Genomic DNA, 19,826 nt, shown 5'->3' on the forward strand with positions numbered 1-19,826 from the left:
GAAGACTCCTGAGGGAGATAGCGGTAGCTTGAGACCCCGCAGCGGAGCGAGGAGGCTCAAGCACCGCCCCTAGGAAAGCGAAGCCATTTGTGGAGATCAACAGCGGTATTTAGAGCCAATACCTATGACACCTAAATTGTTCTTCTTTTATTAGGCTTTTTTAGTTTTGTCCCAGCCTCTTTCATTTGCTTCATTTTTTCTCACGCAGCACTCCATGCCTATTGGCATAAATCGCCGCTTGCGTTCTGTCAGCAACCTGCAGCTTACCTAAAATATTGCTCACATGTGTTTTTACTGTCTTAATTCCAATGTATAATTCCTCACTGATTTCCTGATTCGTCAATCCATCCCCAAGGCACATTAGAACTTCTAATTCCCGTTCTGTTAGATCATCATGAGGTAATTTGGAAGGTGAACGAAATCGATTCATCATCTTACTTGCCACCTTTGGTTCTATGACAGGTTCATTTTGTACCGCTTTTTCAATCGCTTTTATGATATCTTCCGCCCTTGCCGTTTTCAACAGATAACTATACGCTCCCGCTTCAATGGCTGGAAAAACCTGTTCATCATCGAAATAGCTAGTGATGATAATGATTTTACAGGTGGGGTGAAATTTAATAATTTCCCTGGTAGCTTCTATTCCTGTACCATTTTCCATCAGTAAGTCCATCAAGATGACATCAGGTTTTTCTTTTTTAGCAAGTTCAATGGCTGCCTGTCCGCTAGAACCTTCTCCGACAATTTCTATTCCGGGTTCCGTTATTAAGTAAGCTAATAATCCTTTACGCACCATATCATGATCATCAACTACCACCACTTTAATCCTATCCATCTAGTTTTCCCCTTCTCTTATTGGAATGTTAATTTCAATATGAGTTCCTTCTCCTTTTTTGGAACGTATGTGGAACTGCCCCCCTATTTCTTCACAGCGTTCTCGCATCGTATGAAGCCCAAAGGAAGCTTGTTTATGTTGATTTATTTCGAATCCTTTACCGTTGTCACTAATAAATATGTATACATACTGATTTCCCTTTTGATGCATGTCCAACTTAACGATTGTGGCATCAGCATGTCTCAATATATTGGATATCGCCTCTTGGATAATTCTAAACAGGTGATCTTCTGTGGCACTGGATAACATGGAAATTTCTTGAATATCTTTTTGAAAAGTGATGGGAGTGCGGTCTTCTAACTCTGTCAATAATTTGTTAATCCCAACGCACAACGAATCATTAGTCAACGAGACAGGTCTCAAGTGAAGGAGCAAGGCTCTCATTTCTCCTTGAGCTTGAGCCGCTATGGCAGCAATATCAGTCAGCTGCTTTTTTGCCTCTTGTGGATGGGAGTCAAACATACGGATAGAAGCGGAAGACATAATGCTTAAAGCGAACAGCTGCTGACTGACGGAATCGTGAAGCTCCCTTGCCAGACGCTGTCTTTCTTCAATTGTTGCAGCGTTATGTGCTTTGATTGCCAATTCATTCTTTTCTTCAGCTAGCTTTTGTAATGATTTCACTTGATTTTGAATTTTAATAGCAAGCTGATTGATATCTTCTGCTAATCTACCAAGTTCATCAGTTTGTCCAACTGCAATTCTTTCAGAGAACTTCCCTCTTCCCAACGTTGCAATAAATGTGGAAATATCCTCGACTCTCTTTTTCATGTTTCCGCTTTGCTTATAGCCAAAATATAAACTTGTAATGGCTAAAATTATGAACGCCACCACCGTCAGCAACATACTCCATCGAACATCGACGATTAAACCATCCTGATAAAAAAGCAGAACAACCTGGAGAAACAGGAAAAAAAGGAACGCTGATACAACCGATACAACCATGAAAGAACGGATATACCAAAATCTTAAACTCTCAATTTTCCTCCCCTTATTAGACCCTATCAATACGAACATCCCCTATTTTCATATCCAGCACAATGTTAAGCTTTCTAGTCGCCTCATTGTAATTTTCAGACTCATAGTAAAGTTTATTTCCTTTTCCTTCTGAAGAATTCCCCAATATATTCAAGTGCCCAATCTTTACTTTAGCCGATACTTTAATTGGAAGATCTTCCGGAACAAGCATCTTTAAATCAGCGACAACGCCCTTTATTTGAATACTTGTTTCTTTATCTGGTATATAAGCCTTACTAAAGTCAAAATAATAATCACCAACTACATTCCAGACAGACAATGGCTCCACTGCCCAATTTTGCTTATTCATTTTCATATCGCCGATCGTTATGACACGCTTCGAACTATTCCCATTCCAATTTACCTCTTCATCGGACTTATCATAGGTTTCGAATACTTCATTGTATTCATCATTTTCCTTAGTGAATCTAATTGTGACCGGACGCTTGTTCACAAACAATTTCATTCCAATATAAACAATCAAGAGCGGCCATAATTTCCAAAACATATGGAACTGAAACTCGATATATCCAACACGGTCAAGCAACAACAATCCACCAAAAGCTAAAAGAAACAAACTAATGAAATGCGCTCGTTTTTGAAAAAATAAAGTTTCAATGAATAATTTCAACCCCAAAAGCACGATTAACACTGGATAGTAGGTGACAAAATACTCTTTTATTTCCAAGGAAATGACACCAATGTTGACAAGTAACAACATGATTCCAATTAAAACAAAGATAATAGCCATAATTTTTTGATTAAATGTTTTCATTCGATTTCTATAAGCCCCCCTTCTTCTATATTTGACACTGTTTCGTTTAAAACCTTTAATATAATTCTATTTTACGTATTCTCTTTCTAAAAAGCCCCTATCCGCAGCCAGTTTCTTTGTCCGTCTTGAGACTGAAATGAAACTAAAAAAGCAATGAGCCATAGCTACATTGCTTTCTTACTTTTACGTAACGCTTGTAACCATTCATACAATAGTACACCAAGGACCAGACATATGTAGCCTGCTGCATAACCAGCAAAAACATCTGATGGGTAATGATAATTTAAGAACACTCTGCTAGTACCAAGTAGGGCGATGAACACAGTTCCAAATATTGCGATAAGCAAACGAATTCCACTTTTTTTTGTGTAAGCTAATGCAAAATATAATAATAATCCATAAAAGAATAAGCCAACCATGGCATGTCCACTTGGAAAACTGAGACTTTCCGCGCCTGGACCTGTCATCGGTCTTTCACGGCCCGTGAAGTTTTTGAGCCATTTGTTAAGTTCATTGACGAGAATAACCCCTCCAACAATTACAGCCATTGCTGGGTAATCCCTTTTTTTCCACCAAATCACCAGAATGGATAGCAACATAATAATAATGACTCCCGTTTTATCTCCAAGCATCGTAAACAAATGAAAAAAGCTAATTAGGATATCAGCTTCCAATCCATTTACGAAGTTGCGAATTGATTCATCAAAAACAAATGTTTGTTCATTCATAATTTGTTGAAAGGACCAAATGAAAAAGGCACCACATAACAGAAATAAGATTAACCTTCTCCATTTACTACTTTGCTTTTCTTCAACCTGTTTTTTTCCTAATTCTATTTCCATATCCGACATCTCCTCTTATACCTACATCCATTTATTATTTTACTAAATTTATGAAAGTTATGACTATTATTTTTTCGAATAGTCATATAGAATACTATATTAAATAAAAGCATTGATAATAATTTAGAAATGGGGAGAGCCACTTGTTAGATAAACTGAATGAACTTTTAGAAAGTCGTTACGATGAGATGGTTGAAATCAGACGCTATTTGCACCAATTCCCTGAATTATCTTTTAAAGAATTCCACACGGCTGCTTACATAGCTGAGTACTATAAAAATCTAGGAATAGCTCACCAAACAAATGTTGGCGGCAATGGTGTGGTTGCCAAGATAGCCGGTGCGCGACCTGGAAAAACAGTTGCCTTACGTGCGGATTTTGACGCACTCCCAATACAGGATGAAAAAGAAGTGGCATACAAATCAAAAGTGCCAGGGGTGATGCATGCTTGTGGACATGACGGCCACACCGCAACATTACTAGTACTGGCAAAGTGTTTAAATGAACTAAAAGAGGATCTTGAAGGAAATGTAGTTTTGATTCATCAACATGCAGAGGAATACGCACCAGGTGGGGCAGTCGCCATGATAAGCGACGGCTGCTTAGAAGGGGTTGATGTCATATTTGGTACCCACTTATGGTCTGGTAATGAAGCTGGAAAAATTCTGTACCGAGTAGGTCCTGTAATGGCTGCTGCTGATCGCTTTTCCATCAAAGTCCAAGGTTCTGGTGGCCATGGTGCACAACCGCATAAGACAAAAGATGCCGTAGTCACTGCTTCTCAATTGGTCCTTAACCTTCAACAGATAGTAAGCAGACGAGTGAACCCTGTCGACCCTGCAGTAATTTCGGTTGGCACGTTTGTCGCAGAAAATGCTTTTAACATCATTGCAGACTCCGCTTATTTAGAAGGAACTGTTCGAACATTCAATGATGATGTACGCGACATGATTGAAGCAGAAATAGACATCGTTGCATCTTCTACATGTGCCCTTAACGGCTCAACCTATGAATACAAATTCCACCGGGGGTACCCAGCTGTGGTCAACCATAAAGAGGAGACAGACTACCTAGTAAGCGTTGCTTCTGGCATTAAAGAGGTGGAAGCTTTGGAAGAAACACCACCACATATGGGCGGAGAAGACTTTTCCTACTATTTGAGACATGTAAAAGGGACTTTCTTTTTTACAGGAGCAAAACCGGAAGGCGTGGAAGTGGCCTATCCTCACCACCATCCCAAGTTTGACATAAATGAAAAATCACTATTAATCGCCGCAAAAACGCTTGGTGCTGCAACTGTACTTTATCACCAACACGAAAAAGAAAAACTCATCCCTTCTCATCAATAAATGGATAAATAAATGCCAGGCTTCCTTTAATGGCGCCTGGCATTTTTATATTGATATCCCCTTTTCCTTGAACATTCTTAATCGATAGCAGTTTTTCGCTGTCGTCCCCAACTGGTCAAGGAAATGATAGTTTGCATATGCCCCCACAACCGCTCCAAACCCCGGTATCATCTGCAGCATTTTAATCAAATCGATGTGATCTCTGTATTCCTGTTGAAATGCCTTCCAATCAAGCTCTTTTGCTTCCTCTTTGTGCTCTTCCCAATTTTCCACATACCTTAACACTTCTTTTCTCCTGGAATCACTTGAGAATGCCAACTGAAAAATATATAAAATAAACACTCTTTCTTCATAATTTTTGGTATTAAAACCATAGATGGCAGCTACTTCGAATAGAAATTTCATTTTAATCGACAGAAGCAAGGGAAAATCCGCAAGGCCAAGGAGAATTCCTCCAGCTCCTGTACCTGCTCCTTCCACTGCGGCTGTCCTTTTATATACATTCAATTTTTCATGAATCCATTTTTCCTTCTCCTCTAAGGTCATGACCACATGGCCTTCCTTCATCTTGGTTGTCATATTGCTCCCAACTAGTGTCCCTTGAACCATTCTTTTAATGCTCTCTGTCATGATGGTATGAACTTTCTCAGGAATGATGGCATTTACCTTATTTTGCGCACCCTTGGAAAATCGTTGAAACATGGTAGATTTCTTTGCCACCTGCATTTTCCATCTTCTAGTTTCATCTATTACCTTGTCTTCATACAAAGGAAACACTCCTCACCTTTATCTATCCTTACTTCATATACGAGAATTAGGGTAAATATGTTTCAGAATAAGAAAAAACAATTTTGATTACTGTGTTACCGACGCTGTTCCTTTCCGCAAATGGCATCGCTTTCCGCGGGACGGTGCTTGAGCCTCCTCACTTCGTTGCGGGGTCTCAACCAACCGTTTCTCCCCCGCTGGAGTCTCCACTATTTGCTCCAATCCACAGCTAAAAATTACATTAAAGCTACTTTGATGGTTTATTTGGCAACTCATTTTGATGGTTCTTCAATAACATTTGTTGAATGAAGTCATCTTGTTGATTGAAGTGGAAGGCGCGTAGAAGCCAGCGGGAGGAAGGGACTGGTGAGACCCCGCAGGCGCATTGAGGCCACTGAAAAACTGGTAACGTAAAGTTTATGATGATTCTTAGCTGTTGATTTGAGCAAAAGGCGAAGACTCCTGAGGGAGGTAGCGCTAGGTGGAGACCCCGCAGGCTTGCCGAGGAGGCTCCAGCAGCGCCCCTAGGAAAGCGAAGCCGTTTGCGGAAATCAACAGCGGTGTCTAAACAACATCTAAAATCCAAGACTTTTTCAGTGGCCTCGGCGTAACCGAGAAGGCTCACGGACTGCCCGCCGGCAAGCGAAGCGCCTGGAACGGAAATCAACAGTACCAAAATGCAACTTATATTTAAATAAAAACACCCAAGCAGACTTGGGTGTTTTCTAGTAATTAGAGTGAAGCAATCTTGCGTTTTACTACACCCTGTACATATAAGAAGGCAAACATGATTCCGCCAACCAACACGATTACAACTTCCATCCAAGTCGCAACAAAAATTAATATAGCAGCAAGGATAACGGTTTGGGAAATTAGGATAACCATAATCATTTTAGTAAAAGCAAGGATACGGTGCTTTTCTTGAACTGGATAAATCGACAACCAGAGTTTATTGTAGTGATGGCGCCACATTGGGATAAGCTGAAAGCCCGTCAAATATAGCACTAGCACAGGCACTAGATATGTCGCGTACCCAACAGGAAGTGTCAAAAGCAAAACAGCTCCAATAATCAATAACCTCAGATAAAGTCCAAAATAATCTCCCGAACGCAAAAATGTGCGCAGGTATAGATAATCAAATGCTTTGTCTTTCCTATAAGGTGTCCAGGAAAGGACAACATCCAACCATTTTCTTCTTGACACTTTTTCTTTAAGCCCCGGTACATCAACGAAAAGATTGGCTACCCGATAAAATAGCTGCATCCGTTTGGTTTCGTTTACTATCAACAAGTCCCATTTCCAATTCATTTTCTTGGTCGCGTTTTGAAAATAGGCAAGCAAAAGCAGCATAATGACCATTACTACACCGATAAACAGCAGATTCGCTTCGGAAAATACAAGATAAAGCAGAACAAAATTTAAAGCAAGTCTTACCCACCAATCCACAAGTCTAACCTTTTTATCTGTATAGAAGTTGATGAGCCATGTCATCCATAGGTTCCAGGATTTCATTCCCAGTAATAAGAGAAGCATGAAGATCAACGTTTGGAACGTTGCATCTGTCAGTGTGAAAAAAAGCGGAACAGATACTCCAAACACAAGTAAAAGAAAATAACTCTCCAATACAATGGAATAAATGAATGATTTTTTGATATATGGTTTCAACTTCTCTTCAAGCGGAAGCAAAAAGACAAGGTCAGGGTCCTTAAGAAATGTATGTATGCTTCCTCTTGTCATTAAAAGGGCCAAAATTGCCCCCATAAGCAACGCATAAGGAAAATCAGGAGGTACTACCTCTAACCAGCTTTGATAAGCAAGGGCGAGACCGCTAAGTAAAAAGATCATTACGATTACGAGATGGTCATTGAACATATAACGTAAATATCTTCTGGTATCTTTTATATATTGACTGAATCTGGCTTGCCAGAGCTGATCGACATTAAACATTGCTCTCTTCCTTTGTCAGTTGGATGTAGAGATCATCAAGTGAAGCCAATGGCATATTAAACTGCACCCTCAGCTCTTCTAACGTTCCTTTTGCACGCACTTCTCCTTCATGCAAAATGACAAATGAATCACAATACCTTTCGGCAGTGGCCAAGATGTGTGTGGACATCAGAATGCCGGCACCACTCTTTTTCACCTTATCCATCATTTCAAGCAATGAATGAATGGCAAGGGGATCCAAACCGACAAAAGGTTCATCCACAATATAGAGCTTCGGTTCAATTAAAAAAGCAGCTAAGATCATAACCTTCTGCTTCATACCTTTTGAAAAATGGGCAGGAAACCATTTAAGCCGTTTTTCCATCCGGAATTCTTTTAGTAACGGATGTAATCGTTCTTCAAATGTTTCTTTTGATAACCCATATGCCATCGCAGTTAGTTCAAGATGTTCATACAATGTCAATTCATCATATAAAATCGGAGTCTCTGGAATAAATGTAAACGTCGAGCGATACTTCGTCGTATCCTCTTGAATGGAAATACCATTAATCTTAATGGACCCTTTCTTCGGCTCCATTGTCCCGATAACATGCTTAATCGTTGTACTCTTACCGGCACCATTAAGACCGATCAGCCCAACCAACTCACCAGCCTTCACACCAAACGAAACATCCTTTAGCACAGCCTGATTTGTATAACCGCCAGTTAACCCATTAATCTCCAATAAACTCACATCAACCTACCCTTTCTGCCAACGATATTATGTATAGAATATAGCTACTACATGGAGGGGTAAAATCCTTTGAGGGTCTGACCCCTTTACGAAATTTAATCCCCCTGTAACATTTATGCAATAAAAAAATTTCTTAATTAAATTTTACCATAACATAATTTAAACGAAAGTGCGCATCATATGTAGGGAAGGGGACAGAGGGGCACTTAGACAAGCCTTTGGTTTACTTCTTTGTAGATGAGGTGACTGTCAAAGACAGTGATGCTTTGTTCTAGATAAGGTTAAACTATTTCTATCGTCGTTGCGGGACTTAACCGACTGCAACAACACGATCATCTGAACGTAACTCCGATTGATGAAGAAATGAGGTGCTTACGGGCGACACTTTACTCTAAAGTCGTAACCTGTGATTGATTCATTCTGAAAATGAGGTGTTCGTTAAAGAGACTTTACGTCGATAGCCGCGTTACTAATGTTGTAAAACTCAGTAACAAGGGGATGGTTGTTTTGAACAGGAAAGCTGACCATTAGACACATTTTTAATATCAAATGAGGTGTTTATCAAGCACAGTTATTTGAAAGGTAAAATGTTGTTTGTAGGCTTCTCCTTACTCAGATAGAGAAGCTTGTTGCCTCTCGTCCCTTTCTTCACAAGCAGGAGCTTTTGCTCTTGCTTGTTTAATTTGCCTGCTTGATCAAATTAGGATACTTGTCCAAAACATGGTAAAATAGATAAAAATAAAATCAGAGGTGATACGGGTGAGTGATTGCATTTTCTGTAAGATTATCGACGGAGACATCCCTGCTTCAAAGGTTTACGAAGACGAGCACGTTTTGGCATTTCTTGATATTAGCCAGGTAACAAAAGGACATACATTGGTTATTCCGAAAGTACATAAAGAAAACATTTACGAGCTTACACCTGAAATAGCAGAGAAGCTTTTTAAAGTGGTGCCTAAAATCGCTAATTCCATTAAAGAGCAGTTTGAACCAATTGGTCTTAACCTCTTAAATAATAATGGAGAAGCTGCTGGTCAATCGGTATTTCATTATCATCTTCACATCATCCCTCGCTACGGCAAAGGTGACGGATTTGGAGCAGTGTGGAAGTCGAACCAAAGCGATTACACAACTCAACAATTGCAAGAGATCGCAAGTAAAATTAATCAAGGTATAAAGTAAAATATATGACGTGGCCCCTTTAAGGATCCACGTCATTTTATTTTCAAAATGATCTTTTCATCTCTCCTATGGAAAGGATAGTTTCTGCAGCTTTCCATTCAGGATGATCAAAAGCATAGGTGCATTTGTCCTTTAAAAATCCTTCTACATGATCTCGATAACTCCTGTCCCATCTTAACAAGTGAATAAATTCTTCACGGGTTCCTTTATGGTTAACTGCCAGCTTTAATTCGTTAAGCATCTCACTTTGCCAGACGGACTGAAGCGGGCTGTGACCAGAAATGTCCTTGAATCTGCGCAACTCCCCTCCCCATAATAAGGCACGGGGCTCATAGTAAGCATAGACATTCTCAAAGACTTCTCCAGTATCCAAACGAACTTTTTTCCCAGTATGTACTCTAAGTTCATATCCTTTTTCAGTTGAATTAATCAATTCCAACTGCTTTTTGTCTATAAACGTCAACCAAACCTCACATACCGCACCTTCCACTGGTGCAATGACAGCAGGCAAAGACCCATAAGGTGCTAAAAATGGGGCATAAACAATGTCTGAATCCGTCACTGTGCCTTTTAAGCAAAGCATAAAATCCTCTTCTTCCGGGCGCAATCGAAATTTGTATTGCAATTGAGCTAAACACACGTTCGATCCATAAGCGACGACGGGAACCTTGGAATGGAACCCTCCCTCCCCCAAAAACTCCTCCACTCTTTTTACATGCGTACTTTGAAATGCCAAGCTGCCCAGCACATGGTCGACATTGGTAAAGTGAATAGAATGCTGCTCTACCGGCACTCCTTTATCAGCCTCTATTCTATGAGCTTTACCTTGCCAAAATAAAAAAGAAGCTGCTGGCCTTGGACCAGGATATATATCTGGATGATCATATGGACTAATATCAAAAGGCTTTTGTTCATGATACATGGATCGTTTACTCCTAACTTTTTTCGAAATCTTTCATGTATTCTAACACAATTCATGATAGGATATATATTAATATTTTCAGATTACTTTAGGGGGTTAATAGGATGAAGCATGTATATAATTTTAACGCTGGGCCTGCAGCACTTCCAAAACAAGTGCTACAACGTGCCCAAGAGGAATTGTTGAATTTTCAAGAGACAGGTATGTCTGTTATGGAATTAAGTCATCGAAGCAAAGAATACGATAAGGTTCATCAGAAAGCAGCAACCCTTTTACAAGAACTTTTGCAGATCCCAGACGAATATGACATTCTGTTCATGCAAGGTGGTGCTAGTCTGCAATTCTCGGCCGTCCCGATGAACTTTCTCCCTAAAGGTAAGACAGCTAACTATAGCTTGTCCGGTTCTTGGTCCGAAAAAGCATTAAAAGAGGCACAAAAAATCGGCTCGACTCATATTGCTTCCACCACCAAGGAATCTGGTTACACTAACATCCCTTCACAATTAGAACTATCTACAGACGCAGCTTATTTGCATATTACGAGCAACAACACTATTTTTGGAACGCAATGGAGGGAATTCCCATCCACTCCTTCGTTTATACCATTAATTGCAGATATGTCGAGTGATATCTTAAGCAGATCAATTAATGTGGAAGATTTCTCTCTTATCTATGCTGGCGCCCAGAAAAACCTTGGTCCTTCTGGTGTAACAGTTGTAATAATAAAAAAGGACCTGCTGGAGCAATGTCCTAGTCATATCCCGACAATGCTGAATTACCAAACACACGCGAAGAATAGATCCCTTTACAATACACCTCCTACCTTTTCCATTTATATGCTTTCTCTTGTATTGGAATGGGTAACTGAACAGGGCGGCGTTGAAGCTATGGAAAGGATTAACCAGGAGAAAGCAGAGCTCCTTTATGAAACCATTGATCAGAGTGAAGGATTTTATATCGGCCATGCAGAAAAAGGAGCCAGATCTCATATGAATGTCACCTTCAACCTCCCATCTGAAGAAATAACATCTATTTTTCTGACTCAAGCGAAAGAGGAAGGCTTTGTCGGCCTTGGAGGTCACAGATTGGTCGGAGGCTGCAGGGCTTCTATTTACAATGCCGTACCATTGGAATCATGTCAGGCATTAGCGGCATTCATGAAAAGTTTTCAAGCCAAATATAGGTAAAGGGCAGCTTTCTCCTTTTCAAAAAGGGGAATCTTTTATATACTAGTATCTATTAATTCGCATTAGACAACGAGTGTACTAATGGAGTTAAAAAAGACAAGATCAGTTGAGGAGAGATGAGAAATGAATACAAAGACTTTAGTGTCACTAGCTTTATTGGTAGGAATCGGTGCAGTTCTGCACACTGTGGTACCGGGGGTCATTCTCGGTATGAAACCAGACCTAGCTTTAACGATGATGTTTATAGGTATCATGTTGTTTCCAGAAAAGAAAAATGTATTATTATTAGGAGTCACGACAGGATTAATTTCCGCCATGACGACCACTTTTCCAGCTGGCCAGATCCCAAACATCATTGATAAGCCAATTACAGCATTCATATTTTTCTTTTTGCTCCTAGCATTAAAGAAATTGGACAAGCCACTTGTTAAAGCAAGTGTATTAACCGCCATTGGTACCATTATTTCAGGCGTGATTTTTCTTTTTACCGCATTAACATTGGTAGGATTGCCAGGCGAAGAATCTTTTGCATTCTTCTTCGTTACAGCCGTACTACCTGCTGTTGCACTGAATGCAATAGTCATGATTATTATCTATCCGATTGTTACGAGCATTGCCAAACGTTCAAATCTAATATCTACAACATAATGCAGAGGGCAAATTCCTATAAAAGGATTTGCCCTCTTCTTATTTTGCAAAATGGGATTAAGCTACCCATGTCACCAATACCGCAAGCAATAACATGACCCCTCCAGCACCTCCAATAGCTACAGCCCTTTGCTGCAGCACTCTCCTTGGCGGATATACCCCTGCCCTTTGTGAAGCCAAAAAATAATTTCCGCCACCAAACAGCATCACAATACTTATGATAAATAACAAAGATGTTATACCTGCCACAAAGCCCGCCCCCTTTTTATCATAAATATGCCGTTCTCTCTTTTCTTATGAAACAAGTAATGTTATCTATGGTTTAACAAATATATACCTGTTATTTTGGAAATAATATTGATAGTAAAGGTGGATAACCTTTCGCGCATTGATTCATTCATAAAAGTATCAACAAAAAGAGGATTTTTTTTATAAATGTTGAATTATATAATAATCTTAGGGTATTGAACTATATTTACATAACTTTATATAGGAGTGATTACTATGAATGGGAAATCATTCATTTACGGAGTTTTTATAGGTGGAACAATAGCTGGAATTTCTGCATTGCTTACAACCTCTGAATCTGGAGCATCTAGAAGAGCAAAAATAAAGTCTACGGCTCATTCTGTTCAATTGACGATGGAAGAGTTGAAACAAGAGGCTATTCATATCAAGGATCAAGTAACACAAGCGATGGAAGAGGGAAAAGCAACTGTTGGAAATATTGCAGAAGAGATCAAGGTTTCAGTAGACCTTTGGCAAAATTCAATTAAGCCTCATCAAGAATCCATTCAACAAAACATTGCAAACCTACAGGAAGAATTAGAAAATCTAGAAAAAAAATTAGCGAAAAACACAGCTGAATAAAAAATTTTAATTTTTTGTAAATTTAGACCTTTATTAATTTTTATTTTATTGTCATAATAGATAGTAATATATTAGAAAAAAGTAGGTGAGTTTGTGAATACACAGAACGGACAGTATTCATTAAAAGAAGCTATGCTCTTCAGCCAACGTGTTGCCCAGCTGAGTAAAGCACTTTGGAAGACCATCGAGAAAGATTGGCAACAGTGGATTAAACCATATGATTTGAATATCAACGAACACCATATTCTTTGGATTGCCTATCACTTAAAGGGAGCAAGTATTTCAGAGATTGCTAAATTCGGAGTAATGCATGTTTCCACTGCTTTTAACTTTTCCAAGAAATTGGAAGAAAGAGAATTGCTTCGCTTTTCTAAAAAGGAAAATGACAAGCGAAACACATATATTGAATTAACTGACAAAGGAGAAAAAATCCTTTTAGAACTGATGGAAACCTATGATCCTAGTAAAAATTCGGTATTTAGCGGTGCTTTGCCCATGCATGATTTATATGGAAAATTCCCGGAGCTCCTTGACATCATGTGCGTGATTCGCAATGTTTACGGGGAAGACTTTATGCAAATCTTTGAACGTTCCTTTAATAATATTGAAGAGGATTTTGTTGAGGTCGATGGGAGGCTTTCCAAAAAAGAAGAAGTGCTTGAAGAGAAAAATGAAAGCGTTACTTCCTCTTGATATCTCTTTGAAAAGCGTCCATCAGCGGGACATAATAGCCTTGTGTACGTAAAGCAGAAATTGTGTCCTCCAATGGCAGGTCTTCAGGCAAGGCTTGCCTGAATTGTATAAGAAGCGGAGAAAACGTTACAAACCCTTCCGCTTTTTGTTTCTCCATTTCTTTGCTCAAGTCTTCACATGCTTTGTACAGATTCTGCACGTCCTTCTTGCTCAATCTTCCTAGCATGATCAGATAATCCCAAGGATATCTTGTCCGATCCATTTGTTTTATTAGAAGTTCCACGTAAAACTCCAGGGTTTCTAGTCTTTCTTCCACTTTATTCAGTCCTTACTGTTGCAAATTCTAATAACAAGTCTCAAAAGATTGCTGTACTTTTCTATTTATTTTACATCAATTCCTTTCACTTACCAATATTTAGATGGATAGATCAAAAAATAAATTACATTCACCTATTGATTTTTCCAATAAAAAAGCTTACATTAATTTAGTAATTTTGATTACGACTAGCAATTACGGTAGGTGACTCAACTATGAACTGCTGGAAATCCATTGATATTACTAGACAATATGGACTCCATCGCATAACACTCATTTCGTTTATCATTACTTTACTTTCGTTTATTGTATTCTTTCTGTCTTTTAGCCTTATTTACCATGACACTACTGTATCATCTGCCAACTTTGGATGGTTCATCCTTGCCCTTCTGGGTATGTTCACGATGCACAAGTTATGTCATGTTCTACCGCTAATCGCGACAAAAAACCAAGTAAAACTCAAATGGAAATTTAAGTGCTATATGCCATTTATGAAAATAAAAACCAAAAAGCCTTTTACAAAAATCCAATCCTATGCTGTGTTACTGGCTCCTTTTGCCATCATTACTTCAGCATGCATCATACTTGCACATATCTTCCCAAGCTATTATCATTATTTTTCCATGCTTGCGGCAGTAAACCTTGGTCTAAGTATTCCAGATTTCCTTTACATTAAACTTATCCAACGTGCTCCTAGCAAATGCCAAATTGAAGAATTGGAAAACGGTTATGATATCTTAATAGTTAATGAGAAAGAAATAGCGTCCTAAAAAAATAGGATGCTTTTTCATTTTTTTGTAAAAGTTTCGGACTATCACAGTATCTTTTTCTCATAAACTTTGGTAAGGTAGAAGGCATAAGTATATATTCTGTATTTAGTTTAAAGCAAGCCACAAAGGAGGGATCTTATGGCTATCGCATTTCTATTTGTTTGGGTGGCTGTATTTATACTCTTCTACATAAACAAATTAACGAATGCTTTATGCGTTCAAAAGGAAATACCGGAGGATCGTCAGCCGAAAGTTTTCCGAACCATAAATGTACTTATTACCATTCTATTAATTTCCTCTTATGTAGATATCCTGCTAAGCTCCAAATAATAAATCGCACAAAAAACACCTTCCATGTAAACATGGAAGGTGTTTTTGTGGAGCTTGAGGCAATGCCTAATCTCCAAGGTCTAGCTTAGTATAACCAAGCTGCACCTACGATTACTAACAGGATAAATAATACTACGATTAACGCAAATCCGCCGGAATGTCCACCTGACATTTTAGTTCCTCCTTTTTTATTGAAAATGTATTTAGTACAACCAAGCTGCACCTACGATTACCAACAAGATAAACAATACTACGATTAACGCGAAGCCACCTGCATACGCATTACCCATCTTAGTAACACCTCCTTTATGAGTTGTTACGATATCTTATGCAACAATTTCTTAGGAGGCATAGGCGTTTATCCTGCCTCTAAGGTTTTTTACATGAAATCCTGGGACAACAAAGTGCGTTGATGTTTTCATGATTCCATTTATCATATGTAAAAGTGGAGAAATTGGAATGGACGATAACCCATTTTTTTTTGAAAATGCTCTTACCTTAAGTTAAAGAAAACCGAACTTTATAAGTTAATTGGTTATGCCCCGCTGTTCCTTTCCGCTAATGGCTTCGCTTTCCGCGGGACGGCGCTTGAGCCTCCTCACTTCGTTGCGGGGTCTCAATCTACCGTTTCTCCCCCGCTGGAGTCTACGCCATTTGCTCCAATCCACAGCTATATATTACATTAAATATAAGTTAATGCTTATTCAGCTAGCTCAGTTATATAGCTTTTTTCATAAACCCTTCTAATGAATGAAGTCACTTTGTTGATTGGATTGGAAGGCGCGTAGACGCCCGCAGGAGGAAGGGACAAGTGAGACACCGCAGTCGCATGCCGAGGAGGCTCACGGACCGCCCGCAGGCAAGCGAAGCGCCTGGAACGGAAATCAACCGAGATATATACATTCTTATCTTTTATAAGTAAAATTGATGCCTTTAAAGTGTTGTCAAATAATTTCATTAAATATGAAGAATATGCTATAGTATTGATTGGAACGTTTTACTACATATGGGAGTGACTTAAATGAAAAAATGGATAATTGCCTTAGGTGCAACTGCTTCAATCGTTGCACTGTCTGCCTGTAACAACGATAAAGCCGATAATACGGAAGTGGTTGCTGAAACCTCTGCCGGTAACATTACACAGGCCGAGCTTTATGAAGCCATGAAGGATCGTTTTGGTGAAGAGGTTCTTCGGGAATTGGTATATGAAAAAGTGTTAAGTGAGAAATATGAGGTTACCGATGAAGAACTGCAAGAACGCTTAGACGAGCTGAAACAGCAACTTGGACCTCAATTTGATTCAGCAATGGCTCAGAGCGGTTTTAAAAATGAAGAGCAATTAAGCCAAACTTTGCGCATCTCCATGCTTCAGGAAAAAGCAGCAATGGAAAATGCAGAAGTGACGGATGAAGAAATTCAAGAATATTATGACCAGATGAAACCCGAGATACGTGCAAGTCACATTCTCGTAGCAGATGAAGAAACTGCAAAAGAAGTCAAGAAAAAGCTTGATGAGGGTGCTGACTTTGCCGAACTAGCAACAGAATATTCAACAGACCCTGGTTCTGCTCAAAATGGCGGTGACCTCGACTGGTTTGGTGCTGGAGCAATGCTCCCTGAATTTGAAGAGGCAGCTTACAGCCTCGAAGTAAACGAGATCAGTGAGCCTGTGGAAAGCATGTACGGTTTCCACATTATCAAAGTAACAGATAAAAAGGAAAAAGAACCTTTCGAAGACATCAAAGCGGAGTTAAAAGAAGAAGTTCTCTTATCTAAGGTGCAACAAGAAGCAGTAGATACAGCTGTTCAAAAAGAACTCGACAATGCTAATATCAAAGTGAAAGACTCCAATCTTAAAAATACATTCGAAAAAGAAAACGAAACTGAAGAACAAAGCTAAAAAGGAAGCGGACAGCCGCTTCCTTTTTCTATACGTTTACAACCTGCTTCTTCTCTCTTTCCTCTTGAATCCTATCCATATATACTTGTCCTTCTTTTTCAATAATCGCTTCCTCTACTTCTTTTTCTTCCTTTGCGGACCTTAATGTCATATATGCACTAAAAACAATACCTATAACAATTAACAGCATCCACCATGGCATAGAAAAGCCCCCCTTCTCTTTCATATGTGCTACTAATTTATACATATGATAGAGTATGGGAGGCTAGTACTTAATTATGAAAAGTAGGTTTATAGAAGTTTCTGTTGTCCATTGCAAAAATTCTTTCCGTGTACTCTCCTGGTTTAACACGTTCCAGAGCACGATCTAGCATATTCATTTTTGCATCGATATTATCAATATAATGGAGAATTTCTGCTTCCTTGATAAGTGGCAGTTTCGGACTTCCCCACTCCAGTTTTCCATGATGACTTAACACTAAGTGTTGCAGAACCATGATTTCTTCCCCTTCAATACCTAGCTCTTCTGCAGCTTTTCCAATTTCATTTACCATAATTGAAATATGGCCAATTAAGTTCCCTTCAATTGTATAACTAGTCGACACTGGGCCGGATAGCTCCGTTACCTTTCCTAAGTCGTGAAGAATAACTCCTGCATATAAAAGATCTTTGTCTAATGAAGGATATAAGCTAGCTATAGCTTTTGCAAGATCTAGCATAGAAACAACATGATAGGCCAAACCAGATACAAACTCGTGGTGATTTTTAGTAGCTGCTGGGTATTGCAAAAATTCATTTTGATGCTTTTTCAACAGGTGTCTTGTAATCCTTTGGATATTCGGATTCTTCATTTCAAAGATCGCCTGTGTTATTTTATCCATCATCTGTTCTTGGCTTAGTGGTGCTGTTTCAATCAGATCAGAGACATTGACATTCTCATGCTCTTCCTTTGGCTTGATTTTGCGTATTTTCAATTGATTTCTGCCACGATAATGGTGGATATCCCCTAGTACTCTTACAATGCTTTGTGGCGTGTAGAGCTCTTCATCGTCTGTTGAAGCATCCCAAAGCTTTGCTTCTATTTCGCCGCTTTTGTCTTGAAATATTAGTGTTAAGAAAGGTTTTCCATTACTTGCAATTCCTTTTGTTGCTGTTTTTATTAATAAGTGAACGTCTACTTGTTCTCCCACTTCAAAGTGGAGGATACCTTTTTTCATCTATTTCTTCCCCCTGTCTTTTAGATACTCTTTAACTGCGCTGTTGATTTCCGCAAAAGGCTTCGCTTTCCGCGGGGCTGACGAGAGCCTCCTCGGCGAGCCTGCGGGGTCTCCACCTAGCGCTATCTCCCTCAGGAGTCTTTGCCTTTTGCTCCAATCAACTGCTATGAACCACAATCTTCCTTATGAAGATACTTCTATTTTATGGGCTCTTTTGGCTAGCCACAGTTTGGTGACGATTAATCCAAATAGCATGATACATGCTCCGAATAAATATGGAATGTGGATATTTATCTCAAAGAAAATACCTGCCAATATTGGACCTGCCACATTTCCCAAACTTAAGAATGAGTTATTGAGCCCCATGACGAGTCCCTGTCTATTCCCTGCAAGTTTAGAAATGAATGAATTCAACGATGGTCTCAACAGAGAATTCCCTAAGAAGAATAAGCAGGTAGTTAAAAGTACAGTTGTAAAGCTCGTTGCTAGGGTCATTAGCACAAACCCTAAAGAACTGATTAATAGAGCCATTGTAACTACTCTTTCTTCCCCGTATTTCTTTGTCATTCTCCCGACAAGTACGCCTTGGACTATAGTTCCAACCAAACCGACTATCAAGATGATTAAGCCCACTTCACTTGGGTCATAGGCATATCGTTCCATCGTATAGTAGCCAAAAATGGATTGAAAATTAGCCAAGCCAAAACTCATGATGAAAACAAGAGTTAGTAGGAATCCTACAGGGCTTTTAAGAGCTTTATACATTGTTACGAATTGATTGTCTCTTTTTTCACCTTCAGAAGCTTGAGCATCCATTTCTCTTTTATGCTTCGGATACGATTCCGGTAAAATAATGACGGAAAGAATCCCCGCTATGGTTGCTGCTACACCTGCCACTAAAAATGGTAGTGATAGGTCGTATTCAGCAAGCCATCCACCAAGCCCAGGTCCAACAACGATCCCAAGCCCCATCGCCGCACCCATTATTCCCATGCCTTGGCCTCTTTTTTCAGAAGAAGTGACATCCGAAACATAGGCCATAGCAGTTGGCATAAGTGCTGAACCAAAGGTTCCCGCTAGGATTCGGGAAAGAAAAAGCATCCATAAACCGCTTGCATATGCAAAAATGAACTCAGCGATAGCAAACCCGAAAAGACCAATTGTTATCAAAGGCTTTCTTCCAATTTTATCAGACAGCCTTCCCCATACAGGGGCAAAAAGAAATTGCATAAACGCAAACACGGCAACAAGCAAACCTAATGTTCTTGCGTCCGCTCCAAACTTATCGATATAAAATGGAAGAATTGGGATGACTAAACCAATCCCTACCATCACGATAAATAGATTAAAGCTCAATAGTATCAATGGTGTTCTATTATTTTTCAATACACTTTCACTCATTTTCGTTATCCTTTCAACTTGCTTCTCTTTACCTCTCTAAGCATAGCACTTGTCTATTCCTTTC

General features: G+C 39.3%; 24 protein-coding genes. 9 read left to right on the forward strand and 15 right to left on the reverse strand.

The features are described from left to right. Nucleotides 1–190: 190 nt before the first annotated feature. The 4 genes from HC179_RS04380 to HC179_RS04395 all read right to left on the reverse strand — a co-directional run bounded on the left by HC179_RS04380 (nt 191) and on the right by HC179_RS04395 (nt 3,529). Complete coding sequence (locus HC179_RS04380; protein ID WP_168863234.1) at nt 191–835, reverse strand: response regulator; 645 nt, start codon at nt 833–835, stop codon at nt 191–193. Continuing rightward, nucleotides 836–1,903: a sensor histidine kinase gene (locus tag HC179_RS04385; protein ID WP_168863235.1), complete on the reverse strand. Its 1,068-nt coding sequence runs from the start codon at nt 1,901–1,903 to the stop codon at nt 836–838. After that, complete coding sequence (gene liaF / locus HC179_RS04390) at nt 1,890–2,687, reverse strand: cell wall-active antibiotics response protein LiaF (RefSeq protein WP_168863236.1); 798 nt, start codon at nt 2,685–2,687, stop codon at nt 1,890–1,892. Before liaF ends, HC179_RS04385 begins: the two co-directional genes overlap by 14 nt. A gap of 164 nt (nt 2,688–2,851) precedes the next feature. Next, complete coding sequence (locus HC179_RS04395; RefSeq protein WP_168863237.1) at nt 2,852–3,529, reverse strand: phosphatase PAP2 family protein; 678 nt, start codon at nt 3,527–3,529, stop codon at nt 2,852–2,854. A 143-nt stretch (nt 3,530–3,672) separates the two neighbouring features. On the opposite strand from HC179_RS04395, the gene HC179_RS04400 reads away from it, so the two are divergent. After that, nucleotides 3,673–4,878: a M20 family metallopeptidase gene (locus tag HC179_RS04400; protein WP_168863238.1), complete on the forward strand. Its 1,206-nt coding sequence runs from the start codon at nt 3,673–3,675 to the stop codon at nt 4,876–4,878. 45 nt (nt 4,879–4,923) lie between these two features. Here the strand turns inward: HC179_RS04400 and HC179_RS04405 are convergent, their stop codons facing one another. The 3 genes from HC179_RS04405 to HC179_RS04415 all read right to left on the reverse strand — a co-directional run bounded on the left by HC179_RS04405 (nt 4,924) and on the right by HC179_RS04415 (nt 8,326). Continuing rightward, nucleotides 4,924–5,646 carry an EcsC family protein gene (locus tag HC179_RS04405; RefSeq protein ID WP_168863239.1) on the reverse strand — a complete coding sequence of 241 codons (723 nt, stop codon included), beginning with the start codon at nt 5,644–5,646 and terminating at the stop codon, nt 4,924–4,926. 732 nt (nt 5,647–6,378) lie between these two features. Further along, on the reverse strand, nt 6,379–7,593 hold the full coding sequence (locus HC179_RS04410; protein ID WP_168863240.1) for an ABC transporter permease: 1,215 nt from the start codon (nt 7,591–7,593) through the stop codon (nt 6,379–6,381). Further along, entirely contained in the window at nt 7,586–8,326 is a 741-nt protein-coding gene (locus HC179_RS04415) for an ABC transporter ATP-binding protein (RefSeq protein ID WP_168863241.1), read from the reverse strand. The genes HC179_RS04410 and HC179_RS04415 overlap by 8 nt, the downstream gene beginning before the upstream one ends. Nucleotides 8,327–9,085: 759 nt before the next feature. Between HC179_RS04415 and HC179_RS04420 the strand changes: the two genes are divergently transcribed. Continuing rightward, nucleotides 9,086–9,508: an HIT domain-containing protein gene (locus tag HC179_RS04420; RefSeq protein ID WP_168863242.1), complete on the forward strand. Its 423-nt coding sequence runs from the start codon at nt 9,086–9,088 to the stop codon at nt 9,506–9,508. A 43-nt stretch (nt 9,509–9,551) separates the two neighbouring features. Here the strand turns inward: HC179_RS04420 and HC179_RS04425 are convergent, their stop codons facing one another. Then, a complete protein-coding gene (locus HC179_RS04425) occupies nt 9,552–10,430 on the reverse strand; it encodes a hypothetical protein (RefSeq protein ID WP_168863243.1) in 879 nt (292 codons plus the stop codon). Nucleotides 10,431–10,534: 104 nt separating this feature from the next. Here HC179_RS04425 and serC point away from each other — a divergent pair, with 104 nt between their 5' ends. Both serC and HC179_RS04435 read left to right on the forward strand, forming a co-directional pair. After that, nucleotides 10,535–11,617, forward strand: coding sequence for a 3-phosphoserine/phosphohydroxythreonine transaminase (gene serC, locus HC179_RS04430; RefSeq protein ID WP_168863244.1), 1,083 nt, complete (start codon nt 10,535–10,537; stop codon nt 11,615–11,617). A gap of 123 nt (nt 11,618–11,740) precedes the next feature. Further along, nucleotides 11,741–12,265 (forward strand): tryptophan transporter, encoded by a 525-nt coding sequence (locus HC179_RS04435; RefSeq protein ID WP_168863245.1) that lies wholly within the window; start codon nt 11,741–11,743, stop codon nt 12,263–12,265. 57 nt (nt 12,266–12,322) lie between these two features. Here HC179_RS04435 and yhzF read toward each other — a convergent pair whose 3' ends face one another. Beyond that, nucleotides 12,323–12,514 (reverse strand): membrane protein YhzF, encoded by a 192-nt coding sequence (yhzF, locus tag HC179_RS04440; protein WP_168863246.1) that lies wholly within the window; start codon nt 12,512–12,514, stop codon nt 12,323–12,325. A 255-nt stretch (nt 12,515–12,769) separates the two neighbouring features. On the opposite strand from yhzF, the gene HC179_RS04445 reads away from it, so the two are divergent. Further along, the gene (locus HC179_RS04445; RefSeq protein ID WP_168863247.1) at nt 12,770–13,135 is read left to right on the forward strand and encodes a YtxH domain-containing protein; all 366 of its coding nucleotides are present in this window, start codon (nt 12,770–12,772) and stop codon (nt 13,133–13,135) included. A 93-nt stretch (nt 13,136–13,228) separates the two neighbouring features. Then, entirely contained in the window at nt 13,229–13,828 is a 600-nt protein-coding gene (locus HC179_RS04450) for an HTH-type transcriptional regulator Hpr (protein ID WP_148989367.1), read from the forward strand. Here HC179_RS04450 and HC179_RS04455 read toward each other — a convergent pair. Beyond that, the gene (locus HC179_RS04455; RefSeq protein ID WP_168863248.1) at nt 13,815–14,144 is read right to left on the reverse strand and encodes a DUF1878 family protein; all 330 of its coding nucleotides are present in this window, start codon (nt 14,142–14,144) and stop codon (nt 13,815–13,817) included. The two genes, HC179_RS04450 and HC179_RS04455, sit on opposite strands and share 14 nt — an antisense overlap. A 215-nt stretch (nt 14,145–14,359) precedes the next feature. Between HC179_RS04455 and HC179_RS04460 the strand changes: the two genes are divergently transcribed. Both HC179_RS04460 and HC179_RS04465 read left to right on the forward strand, forming a co-directional pair. Next, complete coding sequence (locus tag HC179_RS04460; RefSeq protein ID WP_168863249.1) at nt 14,360–14,914, forward strand: DUF3267 domain-containing protein; 555 nt, start codon at nt 14,360–14,362, stop codon at nt 14,912–14,914. Between the two features lie 138 nt (nt 14,915–15,052). After that, nucleotides 15,053–15,244, forward strand: coding sequence for a hypothetical protein (locus tag HC179_RS04465; RefSeq protein ID WP_010192281.1), 192 nt, complete (start codon nt 15,053–15,055; stop codon nt 15,242–15,244). An 85-nt stretch (nt 15,245–15,329) separates the two neighbouring features. Here HC179_RS04465 and HC179_RS04470 read toward each other — a convergent pair whose 3' ends face one another. Both HC179_RS04470 and HC179_RS04475 read right to left on the reverse strand, forming a co-directional pair. Beyond that, nucleotides 15,330–15,416, reverse strand: coding sequence for a YjcZ family sporulation protein (locus HC179_RS04470; RefSeq protein ID WP_082153634.1), 87 nt, complete (start codon nt 15,414–15,416; stop codon nt 15,330–15,332). A gap of 31 nt (nt 15,417–15,447) precedes the next feature. Further along, the gene (locus tag HC179_RS04475; RefSeq protein ID WP_063561705.1) at nt 15,448–15,534 is read right to left on the reverse strand and encodes a YjcZ family sporulation protein; all 87 of its coding nucleotides are present in this window, start codon (nt 15,532–15,534) and stop codon (nt 15,448–15,450) included. A gap of 731 nt (nt 15,535–16,265) precedes the next feature. On the opposite strand from HC179_RS04475, the gene HC179_RS04480 reads away from it, so the two are divergent. Next, on the forward strand, nt 16,266–17,144 hold the full coding sequence (locus HC179_RS04480; RefSeq protein ID WP_168863250.1) for a peptidylprolyl isomerase: 879 nt from the start codon (nt 16,266–16,268) through the stop codon (nt 17,142–17,144). 28 nt (nt 17,145–17,172) lie between these two features. On the opposite strand, the gene HC179_RS04485 is transcribed toward HC179_RS04480, so the two are convergent. The 3 genes from HC179_RS04485 to HC179_RS04495 all read right to left on the reverse strand — a co-directional run bounded on the left by HC179_RS04485 (nt 17,173) and on the right by HC179_RS04495 (nt 19,762). Continuing rightward, complete coding sequence (locus HC179_RS04485) at nt 17,173–17,346, reverse strand: sporulation YhaL family protein (RefSeq protein ID WP_010198295.1); 174 nt, start codon at nt 17,344–17,346, stop codon at nt 17,173–17,175. Between the two features lie 70 nt (nt 17,347–17,416). Then, the gene (yhaM, locus tag HC179_RS04490; protein WP_168863251.1) at nt 17,417–18,361 is read right to left on the reverse strand and encodes a 3'-5' exoribonuclease YhaM; all 945 of its coding nucleotides are present in this window, start codon (nt 18,359–18,361) and stop codon (nt 17,417–17,419) included. A 183-nt stretch (nt 18,362–18,544) separates the two neighbouring features. Then, nucleotides 18,545–19,762: an MFS transporter gene (locus tag HC179_RS04495; protein WP_168863252.1), complete on the reverse strand. Its 1,218-nt coding sequence runs from the start codon at nt 19,760–19,762 to the stop codon at nt 18,545–18,547. Between the last annotated feature and the right edge of the window lie 64 nt (nt 19,763–19,826).

It is taken from the genome of Bacillus sp. RO1 (genome assembly GCF_012524115.1).
GTDB lineage: Bacteria > Bacillota > Bacilli > Bacillales > Bacillaceae_I > Sutcliffiella_A.